This is a genomic window from Proteus mirabilis HI4320, from assembly GCF_000069965.1.
Classification (GTDB): Bacteria; Pseudomonadota; Gammaproteobacteria; order Enterobacterales; family Enterobacteriaceae; genus Proteus; species Proteus mirabilis.
Genome location: NC_010554.1, coordinates 2,173,649 through 2,199,073, shown reverse-complemented (window position 1 = coordinate 2,199,073; position 25,425 = coordinate 2,173,649). Strand labels below are relative to the sequence as shown.

13 protein-coding genes are annotated in these 25,425 nt (G+C 38.1%); 7 read left to right on the top strand and 6 right to left on the bottom strand.

Annotation, left to right across the window (positions count from 1 at the left end; genetic code table 11):
* Positions 1-128: 128 nt before the first annotated feature.
* The 3 genes from rtxA to PMI_RS19455 form a co-directional block, all read right to left on the bottom strand.
* Positions 129-13,988, bottom strand: coding sequence for an MARTX multifunctional-autoprocessing repeats-in-toxin holotoxin RtxA (gene rtxA, locus PMI_RS10070; protein ID WP_041707097.1), 13,860 nt, complete (start codon positions 13,986-13,988; stop codon positions 129-131).
* A 232-nt stretch (positions 13,989-14,220) separates the two neighbouring features.
* Positions 14,221-14,391: a hypothetical protein gene (locus tag PMI_RS10065; protein WP_017827182.1), complete on the bottom strand. Its 171-nt coding sequence runs from the start codon at positions 14,389-14,391 to the stop codon at positions 14,221-14,223.
* Between the two features lie 33 nt (positions 14,392-14,424).
* A complete protein-coding gene (locus PMI_RS19455; RefSeq protein ID WP_004248541.1) occupies positions 14,425-14,571 on the bottom strand; it encodes a hypothetical protein in 147 nt (48 codons plus the stop codon).
* A gap of 673 nt (positions 14,572-15,244) precedes the next feature.
* Between PMI_RS19455 and acnB the strand changes: the two genes are divergently transcribed.
* From acnB to PMI_RS10040, 5 genes are all read left to right on the top strand, one after another.
* On the top strand, positions 15,245-17,842 hold the full coding sequence (acnB, locus tag PMI_RS10060; protein WP_004244067.1) for a bifunctional aconitate hydratase 2/2-methylisocitrate dehydratase: 2,598 nt from the start codon (positions 15,245-15,247) through the stop codon (positions 17,840-17,842).
* Positions 17,843-18,012: 170 nt separating this feature from the next.
* The gene (locus PMI_RS10055; protein ID WP_004244066.1) at positions 18,013-18,384 is read left to right on the top strand and encodes a YacL family protein; all 372 of its coding nucleotides are present in this window, start codon (positions 18,013-18,015) and stop codon (positions 18,382-18,384) included.
* Between the two features lie 91 nt (positions 18,385-18,475).
* The gene (gene mscS, locus PMI_RS10050; protein ID WP_012368224.1) at positions 18,476-19,336 is read left to right on the top strand and encodes a small-conductance mechanosensitive channel MscS; all 861 of its coding nucleotides are present in this window, start codon (positions 18,476-18,478) and stop codon (positions 19,334-19,336) included.
* 168 nt (positions 19,337-19,504) lie between these two features.
* Positions 19,505-20,128 carry an arginine exporter ArgO gene (argO, locus tag PMI_RS10045; RefSeq protein WP_004244063.1) on the top strand — a complete coding sequence of 208 codons (624 nt, stop codon included), beginning with the start codon at positions 19,505-19,507 and terminating at the stop codon, positions 20,126-20,128.
* Between the two features lie 90 nt (positions 20,129-20,218).
* On the top strand, positions 20,219-20,953 hold the full coding sequence (locus tag PMI_RS10040; RefSeq protein WP_004248538.1) for an oxidative stress defense protein: 735 nt from the start codon (positions 20,219-20,221) through the stop codon (positions 20,951-20,953).
* Between the two features lie 167 nt (positions 20,954-21,120).
* Here PMI_RS10040 and PMI_RS10035 read toward each other — a convergent pair whose 3' ends face one another.
* The 3 genes from PMI_RS10035 to PMI_RS10025 all read right to left on the bottom strand — a co-directional run bounded on the left by PMI_RS10035 (position 21,121) and on the right by PMI_RS10025 (position 22,940).
* Entirely contained in the window at positions 21,121-21,651 is a 531-nt protein-coding gene (locus tag PMI_RS10035) for a hypothetical protein (protein WP_232504888.1), read from the bottom strand.
* The gene (locus PMI_RS10030) at positions 21,617-21,838 is read right to left on the bottom strand and encodes a hypothetical protein (protein ID WP_004244060.1); all 222 of its coding nucleotides are present in this window, start codon (positions 21,836-21,838) and stop codon (positions 21,617-21,619) included. Before PMI_RS10030 ends, PMI_RS10035 begins: the two co-directional genes overlap by 35 nt.
* A 202-nt stretch (positions 21,839-22,040) precedes the next feature.
* Positions 22,041-22,940 carry a LysR family transcriptional regulator ArgP gene (locus PMI_RS10025; protein WP_004244059.1) on the bottom strand — a complete coding sequence of 300 codons (900 nt, stop codon included), beginning with the start codon at positions 22,938-22,940 and terminating at the stop codon, positions 22,041-22,043.
* Between the two features lie 160 nt (positions 22,941-23,100).
* Between PMI_RS10025 and rpiA the strand changes: the two genes are divergently transcribed.
* Positions 23,101-23,757 carry a ribose-5-phosphate isomerase RpiA gene (rpiA, locus tag PMI_RS10020; RefSeq protein WP_004244058.1) on the top strand — a complete coding sequence of 219 codons (657 nt, stop codon included), beginning with the start codon at positions 23,101-23,103 and terminating at the stop codon, positions 23,755-23,757.
* A gap of 357 nt (positions 23,758-24,114) precedes the next feature.
* Positions 24,115-25,365 carry a phosphoglycerate dehydrogenase gene (gene serA, locus PMI_RS10015; RefSeq protein ID WP_004248535.1) on the top strand — a complete coding sequence of 417 codons (1,251 nt, stop codon included), beginning with the start codon at positions 24,115-24,117 and terminating at the stop codon, positions 25,363-25,365.
* Positions 25,366-25,425: the final 60 nt, after the last annotated feature.

The window sequence follows — 25,425 nt, the reverse complement described above, 5'->3', positions numbered from 1 at the left end:
AACAACATAGGAATTTAATTTGATACGATATTATTTTTCCATTGAGAGTACTCTTAAGATAAAAACCTCTCGCGTCACAGTTCACATCCAACGGAGAGGATTTATTATAGTTATAGAGTATGGCTAAACTACACTAATATGCCTTTTCCTGAAATTGTATCTGTCCAAGCTACGGCTATCATTTGTTTAGCCTCATCACTTATATTATCGAAAAATCCGGATGCGCCTGCCTTCATAGGAAATGTACTCATGGCCTGAATTTGAATAGCGAGTGCATTGCTTGATAAAGCCGTATATTCGCGCTGATCAGAGTGATCTTTATCAGTCATTGCGATAACGATTTTTGCCTGATTACCATTGAAATAATCAGTAAAAGTAGTTGAGCCAATGCGCTCAAATGTGGCTTGTTCCCCTGTATTTTGTGGGAAGCGAATATGTGAGATCTTTAAATCATAGCCACTGCGTTCAAACCATAATTTATTCCAATCAATATCTCCAAGTACAATATTATCTTCTTGGCTAATATCGTCTATATAACAATCAATCACATTATTATTAATCAGGAAGCTATCGATACCGTTTCCACCTTTGAAGTGGTTCTGATATCCACCTAATATGATAATATCATTACCTGTATTACCATTAAGAAGGCTAAATTTCGAGAATGAAGCTGCAATTAGTTGATCATTTCCATCGCCTCCATCAACTACGGCGTGATAACCCATTAGTTGAATTTCGTCATCACCGCCCCCTCCATTCAACCTATTGTAGTTACCAAAAATTTTGGCAAAATCATTGCCTTCTTCTAAGGATATTTGGTTGTGGTTACCAATTGTGACAACAAAATCTTGTTCACTACCACTGAAAATGCGATTGTAGTTACCGGTAGTGACAACATAGTCATTACCTGCATTAGTGTGAATTTCACCGCCTTCCCCAAAGACAAATGCTTTATCGAGTCCGTCACCTAAATAGACATTATTGATCCGACCGGCGATAATAGCAGTGTCATCTCCATCGCCTCCAAACATCATGTTTGAGCGCCCCATCAAGACGCCGAGATCATTTCCGTAACCCCCAGTAAAAATATTTGAGATCCCCGTTGCATAGAAAGTATCTGAACCACGCCCACCCCAAAAATTATTATTATCTCCTAGGTAAGCGCCGAGATCATTACCATCTCCCCCCCAGTTGAAATTATAGTTGCCAAGAGAGACATGTATGTCACCATCGCCTTTTAAATGACCACTATTACGCAAGAAATCGAGCGTTTTCTTCTCCATGTTCAGTACATCAGCTGCTAAATTTTCTTTGAGGTTTTCTGCGAGATCACGCATATCTGTTTGTTTATCTTTATTAAAGATTGTGGCAAATAGATTGGGGATATTTAGCGAATTGAAGCCGAAAGGGCGATCATTTTCCTCTGTGATCTTGCTATTTTCAGTTTGACTCGTTGTTATTGGTGTTTGGGCATTAATTGAAACTTCAGATTCATTTTGTTGATCTTCTGTCGCTTTTTCTTTTAAACCATGGCTTTCAGCAAATGAAATAATACCATCCTTGCCCAGATTAATAGATGATTGGAGGTTATCTAATAATTTAGTCGGATCAGTAAATGCGGACAGTTTTTCACCTCCAAACTCAGTCACTACAGCGAGCATATCTTTCAAAATAGCGACAACATCAATGGGCTCACCATTACGAGAGATTATTTTTCCATCTGTGGTAGAGTCTACTCCAAAAATATCCCCCAGAGTCGTGTCTGAACTCACGCTGGCTAACCGACCTAGCAATTTATTTTTTAACTTAGTTGGTAAGTTTTGGGGGGTATAAGTAAAGGTGGTTTCCACCATACCAGTTGCTGTAAATTGCTGCGTCATTAAGCCAAATAATGAGCCAAGATTAGTGTCTATAATAGACTGGATATTATCACCAAACATCAAGTTCCAATTCCCGGCAGTAACTTGAATATCAGCACCTTGACCACCAATGGCGAAATTAAAAGCGATTTTACTATCTAGTTGACGAAGTTGCTCAGCTCGGCTGATTTTTCCCATCTCGTTGTTATTGCCACTACCACCTAACCACTGGTTATATTTTTTGTTTAGTGTGGCTTCTAGATCACTCTTTAATCCACGGCTACTACGCTTATTCTGTGAATTCAGATCAGTCAGTGTTTTATAGTCAACATTGCTCGTTTGGTCTATTCCTGACATATCTATGGCAAATTTTTTAGCGCCAGCGAGTGTCCACTGATCGTTTTGTACCGACAACCAATCATTATCATTATTTTCACCTGAGCATGCGATTGACTCTAGAACTTTGGTGATTCTAGCAGCACCATCAAAAGGGTTGATCAGTGGAGGGGTTGGAATTGATTTTTCTAACATCACAATAAGATCATTACTACGCCCCAGATTAAAGCTGACGTTACGTGTACCAACAAATAATTGCATACCTTCGAAAGCTTGATAGCCAGCAATATCAACACTATGTTTACTATCACCATTACCAACGTGTACCATCACATTGTTATCACCGAAAACCAGTGATTTAAATCCGCCAGTACCTACTTTGATCCCAAGATTAGAGGTTCCCCAATTAACCGTTGTAAACTCGCCGTCACCCACACTGACTTGGATATTGCCAGAATAGCTTAGTGATGAATTATCACTTCCTGATGAGCTTTGTTTGGTTGATTTTTTACCTTTTTTGGGGGCGGTAAAGACTTCATTATTATCTGCAATTGCGCCACGTACTTTGTTGTCAGCTGAAGCACCTACTTTAGTCAAATCAATATCACCTTCAGCAACACCATTATGTATTTGCTCAAATTCAGTCGTGATTTTGCCTTCTTTATTCCAATCTAACACTACCTTGTTTTGGGTTTGTTTGGCTACCCACTCTCCGTTGTTATCTTTGGTGTATTTGTGACCATTGCTATCAACGGCGACCTCTGTTACTCGAGCAGAAACGCTACTACGAATGCCTTGTTGATCTAATGCATTGATAAACTGGTGGGCAAATCCTGCCTGCTTGTCATTACTTATTAATGAACAACCGACAATACTGATATGTTCAGGAGTTGTATTGATATTATTTTCTTTGCTGAATACGGTATTGAATTTAACCAATTGATTGGAAAGCTCATCAGCATTGTAGTTGCTAAGGCGTAAATGATTATTTTCGGTTGTTTCACGACCATGGCCAACAAGCTGCCAACGTATTTTACCTGAAAGTTGTGCTGGGTCGCCATAAGCTACGCGGTAATGACCATCGGCATCCAATTGTACCACGATACTATTTTTGGCATGTTTAGCGGCAAGTGCCGAAGCTGCTTGAGCGACTATCGGATCATCCTCTGTTTGGATAATAATCTGGCTATCAAAACGACTATCACCCCCATTATCATTGGGTTTTACATATACCATCCCCCAATCAGTCACCTTATTCTTTTTTATCGGGTTTTGTATCGAATCTAACGCATTTCTGTGATTGGTGTTATTTACATACTCTGGGGATAGTAAACTTGATATTATTTGTTTACCGTATTGATTCATCAACTTAAGGCTCTCTAAATGAGAAACATCGGTTCTTTCTCCTTTAACTAGATATCCTTTATCAAGTAATTTAGTGCGCATTTTTTCACCACCAATGCCCAGCTCGCCACAGTCAGTGAGCAATATAATGGGGATATCTTTTGAGAAACCCTGTAGATTTTTTTCTACGGAGAATTGGCCATTGATTTTTTTTGCGAGTTGTCCAGTCAATTTCTTAAGGCTATATTCATCATAAGATTCAATTGCTTTTGACATACTTGGCATTGGTCTATCTAAGAATAGCCCAGCTATATGCTGACCGTTAGCTGAAATATCGCTGGCTAATTTAGCCGCAATTGGTGCCCCCATGGAATAACCATGAATAATAATATTTTTAGGATCGATACCTTTATCATTAACGAGATAACGGAACATGGTTTGTGCATCAGCATACATTCCTTGCTCTGTTGGCGAGCCATCGCTTTCGCCAAACCCTCTCATGTTAATCGCTAACATATCGATGCCTTGTTGGTTATAATAATGATAAAAACTAGAGGATTGTTTTTCGGTAGGGGAATTTGAACCATGTAAAAATAGTACTACTTTCTTATCGGTAGCTTCTGGAATATTGTCGTTTCCTCTGTAATATGATCCTGTAAGACGGCCTGCATCCCCTTTTAATGTTATTTTTTCTTCATTTTTTATTCTCATCACCGTTGTCATGTCTCTACGACGTTCATAGCTGCCGAAAAAATGATCATTAAAAAAACGTGTTAATGGGCTAAGATTTTTTCTCTCGTTTGGTGATGTACCGTCATTATCAATAGCCACTTTATTGTGGTCTGATAATGCTTGTAAATTAGAATGTATAGGTTTGCCTTGTTGTACCGCAATTTGGGCTAAGCGTGCTTCCTGTATCTTTTGAGAAAATTTATACAACTCATTTGGTGTCCATATGCCAAATCGAGGTTTCCAATGATGACCAATCAGTTGATCTGCTCCGCCTGCTTTTAATATTCTAGCAACAATACTAGAACAGTTCTTGGTTAATAATTGGTAACGAGGATCAGACTGGCTATTAATGCGCTTCCACTCTTTTTGCATGGCGGCGGCATCAAGTCCCTCTAGATTAATGCGAAACACCACGCCATCATTTGTATCATCAGCGACACTTGTTTTGAAATTTTCTGTTTTTCGGTCTTCAATTTCTTTAATTTTCTTGATTTCCAATGCAAAGGTTTGGTTAATCATCGCTGTTGGAAAGGCGACTTTTAGCCAGTTTTTCACTGCGATTGAAAAGTTTGTTGATACTTCAAGTAGATTACTATTTGGGCTTTTCCACTGTTTAATAAAGGGGTGTGAAATTTCAGGTGGGATAAGTGTTTCTGGTATCAAATGAGGAGCTTTCAACAGTAAGCCTGCGATTTCAGGTGTAATATTTTCGAGACCTCGGGTAAGATTCGTTTTATCTCTAAATTCTTTTAACTGTCTGTCATTTTCCCCTTCATCTTTATTTAATTTGAAATTCGTCTTTTCCTCTTCTTGAATATCAATTTGTAAAGTCATGAAATTTGTTGAGCGACTCACTGGTTGGCTTAAATCATACCAGCGTAATTTTAAATCAGGATTTTTTTCTGTTGTAATATTCAGTGGGTTTGCGAGCGATTTGCTCCCGGCAGGCCACCAACTGACATAATTATTATCATGGTTATCCTGCACACTATCGCTATCTAATTGTAAGCGCCCAGAACCTATTTGTAGCGCAGCATGCCCCAAGCGACTATGTTTGCTGGGCTTCCAGATATATAGTGTAGAACTGATTGGTGAAACTTGTTGTTCAATTGCTTGGTGAATTTTTTTCAATCCTGACAGGTCAATACCATGGCCATTTTGGGCAAATTCATTTTCTGTAAATTGATTAAATACCTGATTGGTAATTTCACTGCCATACTCTTTTTCGACCAATCTTTTAATGCTTGTGATTGCATTTTTACCACTGATAAGTTTGTCTTGGTTTTGTAAATTATTTTTCCCTTTTGTAACAAAGTTGCCGTTTTCATCAAGATAAATATGTTTGTTGATTTTTAAGTTAGCATTTGAAAAAATCTCATATAAATAACTAAAAGTATTATTTGAATCAACTTGCTGGCTATTACTTAATAAGATAGAAGCATGTTTATAACGTATATCAACTTGGTCGCGTAATTGTTGCAATGCTTCGTTACGTTTTGAATCAGGGTGTTTAAGCAGATAACTATTAATTTGTATACGTAATGTGGATAGTTGCTGAAATATATCTATTGGTGTGTTGTTTGTATTTGTACTTTGTAATTCATAATCTCTAAGCGATTGAATGATCGCTTTATAATTTTCACCGCGTGCTTTTCCTGTCACCTCTGCAGCGGAGGTTAATTCATCAGCAGTCATTAGATTCGAATAGGCAACAGGTTGCCAATTTTCACCGACTTTTTCTGATAATATTCGTGAATGGTTTTTATCGAGTGACACGATTGTATTATCTAAGAAATAAAGTTGCTCAGGGATAGAGTCAAAATCACGATAATGAGTGAGTATAAAATTACTCATTATTTTTTGTTGTTCTTGATTATCTCCATTTTTTATATAAATAAATTTTTCATTCGTTTCATCTGATGCTTGTGTCAGTAGAAAACCCGTTTCCTGTTCACTAAAAACAATATTGAGCTTTTGTTCAGCAGAAATAAGAGGGGAGGTGTTTTCTAGCTCTTGACGGATATTTTCAGAACCTGACAACGCGTGTAAGTTAGGTGGAATCATTCTACTTTGTTGTCGTGCCATTTGCGCTTCTTGTAACTCTTGAGCAAATGCGAACATTTGATTTGGTGTCCAAATATTATATTTAGGTTGCCAGTTATAGCCAATCAGTTCATCTGCGCCACCCGCTTTTAAAATTTTCGCTACGATACTCGAACAATTTTGGGTTAATAAATGATAACGACCATTAGGTGAATTTTTAATTCGTTGCCATTCAGCTTGCATAGCAGCAACGTCTAACCCCTCTAAATTAATACGGAATACTCGTCCTTCATCAGGTAAGCTGGTTTTAAATCTGTCAATACTTTTTTGTTTTTGCTCAGCAAATTCGTTTTCTACTAAAGCAATTCGTTTTTTCGTTAACGTTGGATCCTTACCTTCTTGTATCCAAGTCTTCATCGCTTTTAATAATTGAATAGATATATCTTCTTGTTGTGTTTTTATATTATCCCATTGTTCAATAAAAGGCTGTGCAACAGAAAGTGGGATTTTTCTTTTTGATAGTAACGTGGGCTCTGTCAATAGTATCATGGCACCATTTATAGTTATGGTATTTCCACTAAATTTACCTTGTACAGCTTCTAGAAAATTTGTGGCGATGTTGTTGAGTTTTTTCTGAGTTATTACCCATTCATCAATAAAAGGCTGTCCAATTGTTCGCGGTATTTTTGAATTTTCTATATAATTTGGGATCGTCAATATATTTTTTGCGTCTGCAAGAGATAAATCATCTGCAGTGGTGACCGTTTCACCTTTCGCAATATTCATGAGTCGGTCATATCTGTTTAGTTCTTTATATTTGTAATTTAAACCAAAGCCATCATTTTCTTCTGCTGCAACATCCGATGCTAACGACTCTTTTGGTTGTGAGGGGACTCCCATCACATCAAAATATGACTTCGCCTTGTTAGGCCACCAACTGATGTAGTTTTCTTTATGATTATTTTGTGCGTCTTCTGTGTTTAACAGTAAGCGACCTTGACCTATTTGTAGTGTGGCGTGTCCCAAATTACTATGATTGCTTGGTTTCCAGATATATAAGGTTGCACTATGAGGAGATAGTTCCCGCTCAATAGCTCTGTGAATTTTTTTTAACCCTGAAACATCAATACCCTCGCCGTTTTCAGCGAATTCATTATTTGCAAATTGACTGAAGACTTTATTGGCAATCGGTGCGCCATATTCTTTTTCTACGGCATTTTTTACTCGCTCAATCACTTCTTTTCCGCTGGTTAGTCTATTTTTCCCTTGCAGATTGTTTTTTCCTTCAGTGACAAAGTGTCCGTTAATATCAATATAAATGTGTTTACTTCTTTTTAAATTGGCATTTGAAAGTGAATCGTATAAGCGACTAAAGCTGCTATCAGCGTTGATGGTGTGACTATCTTGTATTAAAGCCGATGCGTGTTTATAACGTGTATTGACTTGAGTTTGTAACTGTTTCAATCCATCATTGCGTTCAGAGTCGGGGTGTCCTAATAGGTAACCATCAATTTGGTTTCGCAACTGAGCTAGCACTCTCAATTTCTCTATTGGTAAGCAGTTTGTATTCGATTCTTTTTCATGGTATTCCGAGAGAGTTGTAATGATTGATTTATAACTTTCGCCTTGTATTTTGCCTTTAACACTTGCAACTTTATGTAGTTCATCAACTGACATGACTTTTGAATCAGTTAGCATTTGCCATTTATGTTCTACGTATTCTGCAAGTATCCTATCTTTGTTGTTATGACTTGATTTAATTTTGTCATTTTCTAAATGAAGTTCATTAGGCATTGCTTCAAAATTTGAATAATTAGCTAAAATAAAGTGTTCTATTATTTTTTGCTGAGTGGGATCATTGATGTTATCCAAATAAATATTTTTTTGGATACGACCACTATTTTTTTCCAAAATAAAAGTAAAGTAAGTATTTCTATTCTTAATTTTTACATTGAATTTTTGTTTTAGCGTTTCAAAAATGGGGCTTTCGCCTAATCCAGAAAGATTGACCGCGATAGCTCCTATTTTGTGATATTGAAGATTGCCTGAACGAAGAGAAGGTTGTTGATAGGTTGCTACGTCATCTCCATTAAGGTCTGATGTAAAAGAGGGAAGAACGTTTGCCGATTTTTGTCGGATCCCAGCATTAATGCTTAAACGATTAATGGCTTGCTGAGCATCATCAAGTAATTCCTGATTAAATGTTGTCAGTTTATTATTGAAACGACCATCATTTTTTTTAGTTGATATTGGTTTGATATAACTGGATGGATTATCATCAGCCCCCTCTACATAGGCCGCTTCTCCGGATAAACCGCTACCATGCGCCCTGTGACGATTAGGTTTATCACTTTCTTTCAGTTGAACAGATTTAGCTTCTTTTTGTGCTTTATCCGATATGCTAGTCGCTGTTTTTTGCTCCGTATCTCCTCGTGATCTCGCATCTTCCACCATGGTTGATGCTTTTTTCTCTGCCATTTGAGCACTATTTTTTTTATCTATCGCGTCTGAGTATCTTTTATCTGCATCATTTTTTGCTTTGGAAGTATCGAGTTGCACTTCTTGACAATGTTCTTCACTTTGAATAACGCCATATTCCGATTTTTTTATCGATTTTTTCACCTTTGTAAGGTTTGCAACATACTGAGTTTTAATATTATTAACAGGCACTGAAACAATTTTTTTAGTATTAATTAAGCTCTTCTGTACATCCTTTAAAATTCCTTCCGCGAATGGCTCACTCCATGGTTGATCTGAGGGGGGGGCATCTTGTGAATATTCGCTGAGTACTTCCAGTGTTTGACCAACTGTGGTCAAATTGTGTGTTACTGAATTAGCTTCTTCAAGAATGGCATCGCGTTCTCTATGGCCGTTTTTCTCCAGTGCAAGGTGATCGGTCGATTCAAGTTCAGTCTGTGTGGTAGAGATGTGGTCTAATAGGCGTTGTTTTTCATCAGTTAGTTTTTGACGATTGGCATCTGCCTTCTTTTTGTCAGCGAGGGCATTTTTTGTCGCATCAGAATCTGAGATATGCTTGTTTATATTTGCTACAGCTGATTTAGCGACAATATTTCTTAGTCTGTAATTATTTCCTTGCAAGCCATCAGAGCCTGGAATGGTAAAAATAAGACGATTATTTTCTGCATTTGCGGTTAATTTAATTTGTTGTTGTTGCCATGCTATTGACTTATCATCACTTGATGAAGTGAAGACAACCTCACCATTCCAGATAACACTTAATTTATTCTCTGTTGGCGTATTATCTTGTCGTTCATACTCAAAACTTAATTCAATCACCTCATTTTGCATTAAACCACTAATATCTTGATATATAGCGATATTTGGTTCATATTCTTCCTTGTATTCTGCTATAAGTCCACCATCCCAATAATCTTTATTATTAGTATTAGTTGGTGTATCAATAGAGGCTCTATGTCCATATTGGCTAATTGCTGTAATTTTATCCTGAGTATATGCAATATTCCAACCTTCTGTTACAGGTTTAAATCCATGTTTAAAGTCACCATTTATGATCAAATTCGGACTGTTATTGGTTAAGTTGGATTCATCTGTATTAACATCACTTAAACTAGGGGTTTCTACCTCTGTGATATGACCTTTTAAATTTATATCAATGTTACTCTTCACTTCGTCGATTTTGTTCATTTTGAAACCGTCGATTGAAGATTTTTCAATTAAATGAATAGCGCCTTTGCCTTTGCGGGAGCCGGAAGTGGTTACATCATCACCTTGTACTAAATAGTTAATAGCCTGACTCCCGACCACACCAAGTACACTCTGTTTTATATTGCCGAAGAAAGTAGCGAGTTTATTACTTTGAGTATTACTAGAAGCAACCGATAAGCTGTAGATATCACCATTGCCAATTTTAACGATGACATTGTTTTTTGCGTAAGAGGCGTTAATACCTAAACCGTTACCAACATGGATATTTGCATTAGCGGTACCTTTCATGACCGAAACATTTAAGCCGTCACCCACTTTGGTACTTACGTTATATTTCCCCCAAGCAACGTTTACAGATACACCATTCCCCACTTTAGTATTGATATTTGCGTTGCCGTATGTAACGGTAACACCTAGGCCATCACCTACGGTTGTTGTAATATTTGCTTGGCCTTTTGCTATGGTGACTTGCGTGCCATTACCTACTTTTGTCGAAATATTGGCTTTACCCCAAACTATGCCATAGTTGTCACCTTTTCCGAGCATAGTGACAATATTTGCATGACCTTTTGCTAAGGCGACCTGACGACCATCACCAATTTGTGTTACAACATTCCCATTGCCCCATGCACCAGTATAATTATTTCCACTACCTACGTGTGTAATAATATTGATATTACCTTTAACAACAGAGGTTTCTTGTCCATTACCTACTTTGGTAATGATGTTGGCATTTCCTTTGGCGAAGTTATATCGTTCACCATCGCCGATATGAGTGAAAATATTAGCTTTACCCCATGCCGCATTAATGCCTAAACCATAGCCTACTTTTGTGATGATATTGGCGTTGCCTTTGGCAAAACCAATCGTGGTGCTATTACCAATATGGGTCATAATATTTCCCACCTTTGAAATCAGCAGACCTACGGTGAGCCCATCACCCACTTTTGTTAAAATATTCGCTTTTCCGCCGAGGATCGCAGCGGTTATTCCATCACCTACATGAGTAACGATATTTCCTTTCGCACCAGCAATGATTCCCGCAATGCCATCACCCACTTTTGTTATGATATTGGCTTGGCCTAATGCAAGTATGCCAGTTATCCCATCACCGATATGGGTCATAATATTGGCTTTGCCAAACATCGCTGATAATGTGGTTCCATTACCCACTTTGGTCATGATATTTGCTTTACCAGAAAACAGCCCAATACTAATGCCATCACCGACATGGGTATAAATATTAGCCACACCTAGCATTAATCCCAATGTTAATCCATTGCCAACTTTGGTAAGGACATTACCTTTACCCACCATTGCAGCAAAGGTTTCTTCATGCCCAATGTGAGTAAAAATATTAGCACTGCCAATCATTGCAGCTAATGTCATGCCATCGCCCACTTTTGTGGCTATATTGCCTATCGCTAACATTAGAGCAACCGACATTCCATCACCCACATGAGTGAACACATTCCCTTTGGCGATCATTAGTGCCAAAGTATTCCCATTGCCTATTTTGGTATAGACGTTGCCTAAACCTCCCATTAGTGCCCAAGCTTCACCATTACCTATATGGGTGAATATATTGCCACCACCGACCATGGCACCCATACTGGTTCCATTACCGACTTTAGTGAAAATATTCCCCACAGCGCCCATTATACCTAGGGTTTGCCCATCGCCAACATGTGTTAGTACATTACCAATACCTAGCATAATGCCTGAAAGATCACCATTACCTACTTTAGTTAAGATATTGGCACCTCCAAGCATAACGCCATGTATGTTACCGTTTCCGATATGTGTTAGGACATTGCCACCTCCCCCCATTATGGCTAAAATATCACCTTGACCTTTTTTTGTTAAAATATTTAATCCACCTAGGGTGATAGTGTAAGTATTTGATTTTATTTTGTTATTGCTGATATGTGTAATGATATTAGCACCACCTAACATGATGCTACTTAGGTCGCCTTCACCCATTTTAGTCAGGACATTTCCACCGCCGCCGAGTAAAGATGTAATAGTACCAGCACCGACTTGTGTCATGACATTAAGTCCGCCTAATGCTCGCCATAAAGCCTTATCACGCTGATGACTATCAATCTGGGTATGGGTATTTAATCCTCCTAACATTGTGATATGACTATCACCTTGTCCTTTGTGAATAGAAACATTCCCTAATGCCGTAAGATGTGCTTTATATTCACCGTCACCAATTCGGATTAATACATTCGTGGCACCAGTAGCATTAATGTTCATTCTTCCTTCTTTACTTTGATGTAGTAAGACATTTGCTAATCCTCCTCCATCAAATGTTAGGTCTCCTCTTTGACCTTTTTTTACAATGATGTTGGCTGCGCCTCCACCAGTAAAGTTGGTATTACCATAATTAGAGTTATGTTTTATTACATTTGCTATGCCGCCACCTGTAAAATTGATATCACCTTGTGTAACATCAGATTTAATGACATTACCAGCGCCACCACCTGTGAAATTGATATCACCAGAGCATTCAGCAGAATTATCGTCTTTAAAAAGTTCTTGTGCTACGCCCAACTTGATTGTTTCTAGAGACTTTCTTTGGATTTGTTCTGTATTAATGTGTTGAAATACTTTTAAATTAGATAATTGATAGTGGCTATCAGCATTTATTTTTGTGAAACGTGGTGATTCGATAATTTCTTGTTTTTCTAATGTATTCCAACAATTATTGACCACACTAAGATTATAGGTATCCTCAAAATTTTTTTTATCAAAACGTATGTTCCTAATGTCCCCACTATCAGGCGTTATACGCCAAAGTTCGGAATCGTATTGAAGTTTTCCCGTTTCAGGATCATTGTAAATTTTGACTTTATTAAAGGTATAATCTCGACGACCATAGTCTGATATGAATAAATTGGTATCCCCTGGGCCCGGTGTTTTAAACAAATAAGTATTTGGTTCTCGCAATGATTTAATCGCTTTTACTTCAACAGGTTTACCGGATTCGAAATTTTGCTTATTATCACTTGTTAGAAAATTAATACTTTTATCTAAGTCTAGATTTAACATATAAGCACTTGTTAGAAAAATATTTTCAGCTTTCGTATATTCAACTAATAAATCATTATGAGGATGAACTTGAGTTGTACGAATGATCTCATTGTAAGCCCCAGCTCCATAAAATGTGATATTGCCTTGTGCTATATTGGAATAGATATGATTATAACCTCCCCCCCCCGAAAAATAGATATTGCCACTTGTTTCTTTATAGGTATCAGTATTTCGGCTGATACGTGTAAGCCTATTATTGGCTCCTGCTCCATACATAAAGATATCGCCTGATTTACCTTCGCGTATTAAGACGTTTTCTAAGCCACCTCCGGTAAATTTAATATCACCTGTTTCAACGCGAGAGAAGATTCCGTTGCCTCCGCCTAATCCTTCAAAATTAATATTTCCTTTTGAATTTTGATAGCTATTAAACCAAGTACGAACCAATTTATTATAGCCTCCCCCCCCTTTAAACGTCATATTGCCAGTATTGGTTTCATGCCAAATTTGATTGTAACCGCCAGCACCTTGGTAGTTGATATTACTAATTGCGCCTTTACGGGTGATGATATTTGCAATAGCAGCTCCTGAATAATTGATATTTCCATATTCATATCCAGTATGATTAATCTTAATCGCGGCAGAAGCACCAACATATTTCAGATCGCCATGACCGGACTTTTCAATTTCTCCCCATGCATTTAATCCTCTGACATCTAAATCACCGTTCTCATCAATAATCTTAAGATAAGCACTTCCCCCTCTGACAAAATCGTGCCCGTCTCCGGTGTAAGCGGTAACTGCAAATGTTCCGACTGTGATTGTATCGTGTCCCTTTCCTGCATAAATGATCCCTCCAAAACCTATGGCATCAATATCGTCATTTCCATCTGTACCATAACGTTTTCCTGTAAAAGTAAACTCTAAATCTTTTAAAATTTTTGACATCATTTTCCCTCAAACTTATTTTTAATAAAAAGTACAGTAATTTTTAAATACAGTAGTTCTAGCATCTCTATATACCCTTCTAGCGTCTGACTTGACTGAATTGTCTTTTTTAAGACAAAAAACCTGAAGAGAGAAGATTATTGTAAATAATCGTTTCCTCTCTTTAATTAGTTGTATTTATTTCAGTTATTAATAAACAGGGTAAGAGTTAATTTATGATGAATAAGTTCTTCTATAAAATTATTCTTCTATTATTTGTTTTTTTTATTAAATGAAGGGCAGTAAAATTTTCAGTCATATTAGTTTCATTTTGAAGAATAGGAAGTAGATCTGCTGCAATTAGCTTTTCAAACTCTTTGTTTATGCATGGATTTTCCAGCATGCTTTTAATTATTGAAGCCATATAAATAAAACCAGAAGCAGGAATGTGGATCACTTACTTTAGGGCTAATTCTTCATCTTTTTCTGGCATGATACCTTGTGCTATTTTATGAGGATCTTGACCGACAAAATAGAGTGAAAATATACTATTATTATAATTAATGCTTGATATTTCTTGGACAAATTTTTCGTTAATTGCCATAAAGACTTTCTCCATATAATTAATCATTTTAATGAATAAATCGATAATTTTCTTTTTTTAAATGTAAAGGTTGAACGTAATTGCTAAGTGCTATTTGTAAATGAACTTAATGAAATTATTGTTTAAATAATTAGCATGGTAATGCTATTTCATATTAATATGTTAGATTTTAAAACTCTATCAAAAAATAATTATTATATGGGGTTTATAGTAGTTTATTGATTAAGTTTTTATTTGTTGGTGATGTTGGGTTTATTTTTATAAGCATTCTATTTAAAATAATTCTAAAGGATGTATGTGTAAGGTTTATTGTTCTAGTTATTTATTACTTAAATCAAATGACTTTAATTTACAAGATAAGTTACGTTTACCGAGTAGCACTGATATCTATTTATTAACTGAGTTTATTGGTAAAAACGAGGCTGGTGAAAAATGCCTATTAGATTGAGTGTCATAATATGAATAAGGTGAGATTTACGTTTGTTGTATGTTGCTTTTATGTGAACGAATTAACATAGTGTTGAAAATTTGCTATGCTGATAGCCCTTAGCTGGGCATAATTTCACAACCATAGATGTTTTATGCGAGCAAAAGATCCTCTGACCTGGCATCCAACTAGATAGGGTGCAGACAGCCGGGTTATACAAAATGACAAAGAAGCGAGGAGAAAGTCGTGCTAGAAGAATACCGTAAGCACGTAGCAGAGCGTGCAGCTGAAGGTGTCGTTCCAAAACCTCTCGATGCCACACAAACAGCCGCACTTGTTGAGCTATTAAAGTCCCCCCCAAAAGGCGAAGAAGAATTCCTTCTTGATTTAATTGTTAACCGTGTTCCACCCGGCGTTGATGAAGCCGCTTATGTTAAAGCCGGTTTTTTAACGGCTCTCGCAAAAGGTGAAACAACATCACCGCTTATCACGCCAGAAAAAGCCGTAGAATTATTAGGTACTATGCAAGGTGGCTATAATATCCATGCATTAATTGAAGCGCTAGATAACGACAAACTGGCTCCTATTGCGGCAAAAGCACTTTCTCATACCTTATTGATGTTTGATAGCTTTTATGACGTTGAAGAAAAAGCGAAAGCTGGCAACGTTTACGCGAAACAAATTATGCAATCTTGGGCTGATGGAGAATGGTTTACTGAACGTCCAGAACTTGCTGAAAAAATCACGGTAACCGTGTTTAAAGTGACGGGGGAAACCAATACAGATGATTTATCACCAGCACCAGATGCTTGGTCTCGTCCTGATATCCCATTACACGCTCTAGCTATGCTAAAAAATGCCCGCGAAGGCATTGAACCCGACCAACCGGGTAGTGTTGGCCCGATTAAACAAATCGAAGCACTGAATAAAAAAGGTTTCCCACTGGCTTATGTGGGGGATGTTGTCGGAACAGGCTCTTCACGTAAATCTGCAACCAACTCGGTACTTTGGTTTATGGGGGATGATATCCCTTATGTACCAAATAAACGCGGTGGTGGGGTTGTATTGGGTGGCAAAATTGCCCCTATCTTTTTCAACACGATGGAAGATGCCGGTGCATTACCTATTGAGGTTGATGTTTCTAAATTAAATATGGGCGATGTTATTGATATTTACCCATACAAAGGTGAAATCCGTAACCATGAAACCAATGAGTTATTGGAAACCTTTGCACTAAAAACAGAAGTACTGATTGATGAAGTGCGTGCGGGTGGTCGTATTCCTTTGATCATCGGTCGTGGATTGACCTCAAAAGCTCGTAGCGCCTTAGGTTTACCACCTAGCACTTTATTCCGTCATGCCAAAGCAGTGGAACAAAGCGATCGTGGTTTCTCACTTGCACAAAAAATGGTGGGACGCGCTTGTGGTCGTGATGGTATTCGCCCTGGTGAATATTGCGAACCCAAAATGACCTCCGTTGGCTCTCAAGATACTACAGGGCCAATGACACGTGATGAACTGAAAGATTTAGCATGCTTAGGTTTCTCCGCTGATTTGGTTATGCAATCATTCTGTCATACCGCCGCTTATCCAAAACCTGTTGATGTAACCACCCATCACACGTTACCTGATTTTATTATGAATCGTGGAGGGGTTTCACTGCGTCCGGGTGATGGCATTATTCACTCATGGTTAAACCGCATGTTATTGCCAGATACTGTTGGTACTGGTGGTGACTCACATACACGTTTCCCTATTGGTATTTCATTCCCTGCAGGTTCAGGCTTAGTCGCTTTTGCAGCGGCTACAGGGGTAATGCCATTAGACATGCCAGAATCGGTGTTAGTACGCTTTAAAGGTAAAATGCAACCGGGGGTAACGTTACGTGATCTGGTTCATGCCATCCCACTTTATGCGATTAAAGAAGGGTTATTGACTGTTGAGAAAAAAGGTAAAAAGAATATTTTCTCTGGTCGTATCTTAGAAATTGAAGGTTTACCTGAACTTAAAGTTGAGCAAGCTTTTGAGCTAGCTGATGCATCGGCTGAGCGTTCTGCTGCGGGTTGTACGATTAAATTAGATAAAGCACCGATTATCGAATATCTACAATCTAACATTGTCTTATTAAAATGGATGATAGCAGAAGGTTATGGTGATCGTCGTACACTTGAGCGTCGTATTACGGCAATGGAAAATTGGTTAGCTGATCCGCAATTACTTGAAGCAGATGCGGATGCTGAATATGCGGCTGTAATTGAGATCGACTTAAACGAAATCAAAGAGCCTATTCTTTGCGCACCAAACGATCCTGATGATGCTCGTCTATTATCAGAAGTGGCAAACAGCAAAATTGATGAAGTCTTTATTGGCTCTTGCATGACCAATATTGGGCATTTCCGTGCGGCGGGTAAATTACTCGATCAACATAAAGGTCAATTACCGACACGCTTATGGGTTGCACCACCAACAAAAATGGATGCAGCACAACTGACTGAAGAAGGTTATTACAGCGTCTTTGGTAAGAGTGGCGCTCGTATCGAAGTGCCGGGATGTTCATTATGTATGGGTAACCAAGCGCGAGTGGCGGATGGGGCAACGGTTGTTTCAACATCAACACGTAACTTCCCGAATCGTTTAGGTACGGGGGCGAATGTCTACCTTGCATCCGCAGAGCTTGCGGCAGTGGCTTCACTGTTAGGACGTCTACCAGAGCCACAAGAGTATCTTGATTTCATCAATAAAGTCGATGAAACGGCGGAAGATACTTACCGTTATCTCAATTTTGACCAACTAGAGCAATATACAGATAAAGCAACACAAGTGATTTTCCAAACCACGGTATAACTGAGTTTGATTTTTCACTAAAAATTGATTACAACTGCGTTCCAACATATAACGTTGTTCAGCAGTCTGAAACAGGAGGCAATGCCTCCTGTTTTTTTGTTATTTTTGCCATAATAACAATAGATATTTTATATAGAAAAAGGCGACAGCTAATTTAAGGGGCATACACCATGGACTATGAATTTCAGCGTGATCTTACTGGCGGTATATTGGCCCGTTTTTCAATGGATCATGAGGCGATTGGTTATTGGTTAAATGATGAGATCCAAGGTGATATCAGCTTAATCGATCAAATTTTGACTGAGATGGACGAAGTTAAAGGCAGTGAGAAACAGTGGCAATTGATTGGTAAAGAATACAGCTTATCTATTGATGATGAGGAAATTATGGTAAGGGCGAATACTCTCCATTTTGAAACCGATGATTTAGAAGAAGGGATGAGCTACTACGATAATGAAAGCATCGCATTTTGTGGATTAGATGATTTTGCTACTATGCTACAAAAATATCGGTTATTTATTCTGGAAAATAGAAGAAGTTAACAAATCCCATATATTTATTAAATAAATCTGCCACAATATACTATTGGTTGCTATTCTTTTTATTAGGATTATAAGTTTAAAAGGTGGTCTAATGAATGAATTACCTGCGAGTTTAGATGAAGCAACAGGTTGGTTTGTTGCTAATCAAGAACTCTTTATTCAATATGCTGTGAATATCGTTGCTGCATTCTTGATCCTATTTATTGGTCTTTTTGTCGCTAAAATGGTCAGTAAAGGGGTTGCACGAATTTTAACGTTACGCCATATCGACGCAACTGTTGTGACATTCTTGTCTGTCTTGGTGCGTTATACCGTTATTGCATTCACTTTGATTGCAGTATTAGGTCGATTAGGGGTTCAAACAGCTTCTGTTATCGCAGTACTTGGTGCGGCAGGTTTAGCGGTTGGTTTAGCATTACAAGGCTCACTCTCTAACTTTGCAGCGGGTGTTTTAATTGTTATCTTCCGTCCTATTCGTGCTGGTGAATACGTGATGATTGGTGCTGTCGAAGGTACGGTGCGAGATGTACAAATATTCTCGACCACATTACGTTCAGCGGATGACCGGATCATTGTTATTCCAAATAGCAAAATTATCAGTAGTGAGGTTATTAACCTTAGCCGTGAGCCAAATCGTCGTACACAAATTATTGTCGGCGTTGCTTATGATGCTGATATTGATAAAGTCAAACAAGTGCTCGGTGATGTTGTTGCGCAAGATAAACGTATTCAACATAACCAAGGCGTGACAATACGTTTACATGAAATGGCGCCTTCTTCATTAAACTTTGTGGTACGTGTTTGGACCACCAATGATGATGCATGGCCAGTTTATTGGGATCTTATGGAAAACTTTAAACGCGCGCTAGATGCAAATAATATTGGTATTCCATTCCCACAAATGGATGTCTATATGCATCAAGCACAAAATACCGTGATGAAAGCAGAATAAGCACTATTGTTATAAAACACATCTCAAGAGCCACCGATTAAGCGTGGCTCTTTTATTTTTACCGCTATTAGTTTTTCTTATTATCAATAAGAATGATTCATTTCCTCTAATAACAAAATCATTTTATTATTTTTCTTAATTTAATGAATAATTATTAGGATATTTTGCATGTTAACAACATTTTTTCAGGGGTTTTTATTAAGTGCAGCAATGATATTGCCCATTGGTGCGCAAAATGCCTTTGTTTTGCAACAAGGTAGTAAAAAACAATACCATTTAATGAGTGCATTTTTATGCGCTTTAAGTGATGTGATATTAATTAGCGGGGGAGTCTTTGGTGGAAGTGCATTACTGAGCCAATCAGAATATCTTTTATTACTGATCACTTGGGGCGGTGTGGCTTTTTTATTGTGGTATGGCTGGAATGCGTTTAAAACCGCTTTTACAAAAGAGATTGAATTATCACAACATAAAAATCAAGTGAAAAGTCGTTGGCGGGTGATTGTAACTTTAGTTGCCGTCACTTGGCTAAATCCCCATGTTTATCTTGATACCTTTGTAGTGCTTGGCAGTATCGGAGGGCAATTATCAGCAGAATTACGTCCTTGGTTTACTTTTGGCGCGGTATTCGCATCGATTAGTTGGTTTTTTGCTTTATCACTACTAGCGGCTTGGTTTTCACCTATTTTAAGCCAAGTGACCGCTCAACGTATCATCAACTTGTTTGTGGGGTGTGTGATGTGGTTTATTGCTCTGCAATTGGCCGCTCAGGGATGGAAAAACCTCTTTTAATCTGAAAGAACTTTACAACAGATATGCTAATGTTGTTATAACCGTAATTTAGTGACAATACCCATACATGATTTTTGTCAGGAGGTTTTTGTGAAAGTAAAAGCAATGGTATTAGCATCCATGTTAGCCCTTGGAGCACCCTCAATCGCTTTAGCTGGGGCGGTACCTGAAGGACCACATATAACTACATCAGGTAATGCAACAATTAAAGCGACTCCTGATATGGCGACACTTAATATTCAGGTTAGTGAAAAAGCAAAAGATGCAGCTCAAGCTAAAAAACAAGTGGATGAGCGTGTTGCAAAATATTTTGCCTTTTTAAAAGAAAACGGTGTGACGAAAGAAGATATTGATGCTGCCAACATTCGTACACAGCCTAATTATGAGTATGATAAAAAAGCAGAACGTTCGGTGATTAATGGCTATACAGCAACACGAACCGTAGATGTAAAAATCAAAAAACTTGATCAGCTTAATACCTTACTGGATGGGGCATTAGCAGCAGGGCTAAATGAAATTAATAATGTTGAGTTTGGCGTTAATGATCCAGAACAGTACAAAGCCAAAGCACGAGAAGTGGCAATTAAAAATGCCATACAACAGGCAAGTTCAGTGGCAAAAGGGTTTGGTGCTGATTTAGGGGCTGTTTATAGTGTAAGTTATCGCGCACCAGAAGCAACACCTTATCCGATAGCGCGAATGAAAATGGATGCTATGGCATTAAGTGCCCCGTCACCGGAAGCAGTAAAAGAGACCTATCAACAACAAAGCATTGAGTTTAAAGATTACGTTGACGTGGTATTTGAATTAAAAACAGCTAAATAATCTTTACCATCAAAGGATAAGATGTATTGGCTCAGCAGTGAGCTGATACATCTATGTTATAGCGCAGGATCAGATCTGGTAGTTCTTTTGGGTGCGAAAAACGGTTATTAAGCTTATATTTTAAAATGATTTTATGTCAGAAAATATTACATATATAAAAAGCATCTTTACTTATTTTCTTGGTCAGGCGAATCATTGTTATTTTTATTAACGTTTTGAACTGAAGATGAAGGTTCGGAACTAATTTTTTTTCCATTTTCAATACGGCGTTTTAAATCAGATGACCGTCTTTCAATATGAGATTTAGTTTTATCTGCACCCGGTGAACCAAAATAGGTTCTATGATCAATAATGGTCTCAATGAACATAAAATCGTCTTGTCCAACAACGGGATCAAAAGTAATTATTAGAAGTGGATCATTGTCCTTTGGCTTGGCACGAGTATGAAAGTAAGTTGCATAATATACGCTTTCCTCACCAGAGGCGTTAAAACGTGAAGACTTGATCCTACCATATCTAAATTCATAATTTTCCGTATAAATTTCGACCTCTAAGCCATTCCTCCATTTAGCTATTAATGTGGCAATATCAGCCATTAATATTGCCTGTTTATTTGAAGGATATCCTAAACTTTGGGAAGTCAAATAAAAACTTGCACGGAGATCAACGCCCGAAATAGGTTTTTTTATGATTGGCACCGTGAGATCCTTTCACGTAAGGTTGTTGTTTTGTAGTTGGAATAGATGCAGTAAACTCACCTAAGCTTTTCAGCAGGCTGGCTTGAATATCAGCAGGGGTATTACCTTCTATGTTAGCACTACCACTTTTACGTCCAGCATCAATGGCTAGAGCAACGTTGCGACTTCGACGAATAAAAGTGCTCATCTGAATCTCCTTTTCCTATGTTCATTTATTATACAATATTATGCCCGTTAAATGCCAATAAAACTTAAATTTGCTTCTTCCGGTAGAGGAAAACATCAACTCCTCACTGTGAGTTAAACCGGTTGATGGAACACACTGGTTAAATCCCTTTCTAAGAATAGCGATAATATTGATCAAGAAACAATATCATCAACGTTACTTTTTACTCTTCATCTTGCTTAAGCACTTTACGACCATAATCAAGTAACGCATCCGTTACCTTTCTCATCGTTCTGCTTTCTGGGGCAAAACGGTGCCAATACAACATGCGGCGTTGGCATAATCCTGGCGTTAAATCAATCAATTCACCACTTTTTAGCTCATCGGCAATTTGTAGATGAGGGATCATACAACATGTTGAGCCTTGTTTAGCTAACTGAACAAAGGCTTCGGAAGAATTAACAATATGGCAGGGCACACTACCGGGAGATAAACCGAAGTTTTGCTGTAAGAAGGCCTGATGCATATCATCAAGATGGTCAAATGCGACAGCGGGGGCTTTTAACAGAGATGATTTAGTGACCCCATTTGCAAAATAGCGTTGGGCAAAATCAGGGGATGCCACAAAAAGATAGTCTAATGCGCCTAATTGGTCGACTAGACAGCTAGGCAATGCTTGGGGCTGAATACTGATAGCACCAACCACTTCACCACGTCTTAATCGCTCTTGGGTACGAGTTTCATCTTCTACTTGAATATTAAGCCGGATAGGAAGTTGTGTTAATACCGGGTGCAAAGCAGGCAATAACCAAGTAGCTAAACTATCCGCGTTGACAGCTAAAGAGAGTAAAAGAGGCGTCGAGCCACTATTTTCATCACCTAACCACTGCTCTTCTAACATTTCGACCTGATGCAGTAATGCGAGTAGCTTTTGCCCCTGCTCTGTGGGTTGGGGCGGAACCGTACGTACTAATAAAGGTTGTCCAAATAGATTCTCAAGTTGTTTTATTCTTTGTGAAACGGCAGATTGCGTAATACATAGTTTTTGTGCGGCTCGTTCAAAACCACGCTCTCGAATAACGGCATCAAGGGCTTGCAGGGCCCGATAATCAGGACGTTTCATTGACAGATTCTCTTTGATTTTATGTTCTACTGTGTACTATGCCATATTTTTAGTTTTTATGAGTTAAAATGTTGTGTCTCAAATTTTGATACACCTTGTGCGGATTTTATGGGCACTATGCTATTCTTATTCGATAAATGTGAAAAATAAGGTTTTGTAAATGACTCAAGATGAATTAAAAAAAGCAGTAGGTTGGGCCGCCCTTGAATATGTAAAACCGGGTACTATCGTGGGCGTTGGAACAGGCTCTACGGCTTCTCATTTTATTGATGCTCTTGCAACAATGAAAGGTCAAATTGAAGGGGCAGTTTCTAGCTCAGAGGCTTCAACGGCAAAACTAAAAAGCTATGGCATTCCCGTTTTTGACTGTAATGAAGTTGATTCGCTCGATATCTACGTAGACGGTGCTGATGAAATTAACCATCAAATGCAGATGATCAAAGGTGGTGGTGCGGCATTAACCCGTGAAAAAATCATTGCAGCGGTGGCAAAAACCTTTGTGTGTATTGTCGATGAATCGAAACAAGTGGATGTTTTGGGTAAATTCCCTCTGCCTGTTGAAGTTATCCCAATGGCTCGCTCTTATGTTGCTCGCGAGCTGGTTAAATTAGGTGGGTTACCTGAATATCGTGAAAACGTCGTGACGGATAATGGTAACGTGATCTTAGACGTTTATAATCTCACTATTCTGAATCCTATTGAGCTAGAAAATAAAATTAATAGTATTGCAGGGGTGGTCACTGTCGGGCTTTTCGCTAATCGCGGAGCAGACATTGTATTAATGGGGACTTCTGAAGGTGTGAAAACCATTAAATGATACGATTAAACTGCATCTCTAGTCAGAGATAATAACAGTATCGTCTAAAGAGAGTGGGTGAACTATATTGTTTTCCCACTCTCTTTTATCTTTCCCCTTAGATAATCAGAATGATGACTTTTTGCAAATTATTTTGAAAACCATAAATTCAGTGATATATATCACACGATAGAGATATCTCTCTTTAAAATGCTGCCATTTTTATTGTCAAAATCATTTTGCTCGGTAGAAAATCACTTTATCTATCGCTTATTCTGTCAACAGTGCAATCGGTTGTATTGCCTCAAAATCTATTTTTGTTATGTTGGTGAAACAGGATTTCGTTTTTATTCATGTAACACAAATAGGGCAGGGTAAATGGTCAAGGTATCTTTGGAAAAAGAAAAGATAAAGTTCCTACTATTGGAAGGTGTACACCAAAGTGCGGTAGAGAATTTAAGAGCAGCAGGTTATACCAACATTGAATATCATAAAGGTGCATTATCGGGAGAAGAATTAAAACAAGCTATCCGTGATGCACGCTTTGTGGGGATCCGTTCCCGCACTCACTTAACAGAAGAAATTTTTGCAGCCGCTGAAAAATTAGTTGCTGTAGGCTGCTTCTGCATTGGTACTAACCAAGTTGACTTAGATGCGGCTGCCCGTCGTGGGATCCCTGTTTTTAATGCACCTTTTTCAAACACTCGTTCCGTGGCTGAAATGGTGTTAGGGGAATTACTGTTATTACTGCGTCGTATTCCAGAAGCTAATGCTAAAGCCCATCGTGGTATTTGGGATAAACAAGCTAAAGGCTGTTTTGAAGCGCGAGGTAAAAAACTGGGGATTATTGGCTATGGTCATATAGGCACCCAGTTAGGGATTTTGGCGGAAAGTGTTGGTTTAGATGTCTATTTTTACGATATTGAAAACAAACTTCCTTTGGGAAATGCAACCCAAGTTCGTCACTTATCTGAACTGCTGAATATGTGTGACATTGTTAGCTTACACGTGCCAGAAACGCCATCAACAAAAAATATGATTGGTCACGAAGAGCTATTACGAATGAAGCCAGGCGCTATTCTTATTAATGCCTCTCGTGGAACTGTGGTTGATATTCCGGCATTAGCACAAGCGCTAGAGAGTAAACATTTATCAGGTGCGGCGGTGGACGTTTTCCCAACGGAGCCGGGGGCAAATAACGATCCGAACGATCCTTTTGTATCAGAATTAATTAAATTTGATAATGTGATCTTAACGCCACATATTGGTGGTTCAACCCAAGAAGCCCAAGAAAATATTGGTTATGAAGTTGCTGGTAAGTTAGCTAAATATTCTGATAATGGTTCTACATTATCTGCGGTTAATTTCCCTGAAGTATCATTGCCTAGTCATGGTGATGATGTAAACCGTTTACTGCATATTCATGAAAACCGTCCGGGTATTATGAATAGTATCAATAACGTATTTACAGAAGAAAATATTAACGTTGCTGCGCAATATCTGCGTACTGCTGGCAATGTGGGTTATGTAGTAATTGACGTTACTACACAAACGAAAGCACAAGCTGAGTTAGTATTGCAAAAACTAAAAGGACTACCGGGTACCATTCGTGCTCGTATGTTGTACTAATATCGTTATTTTAATATTAAGTATAAAGGCTCAATAATTAGAGCCTTTATTTTTATGGTT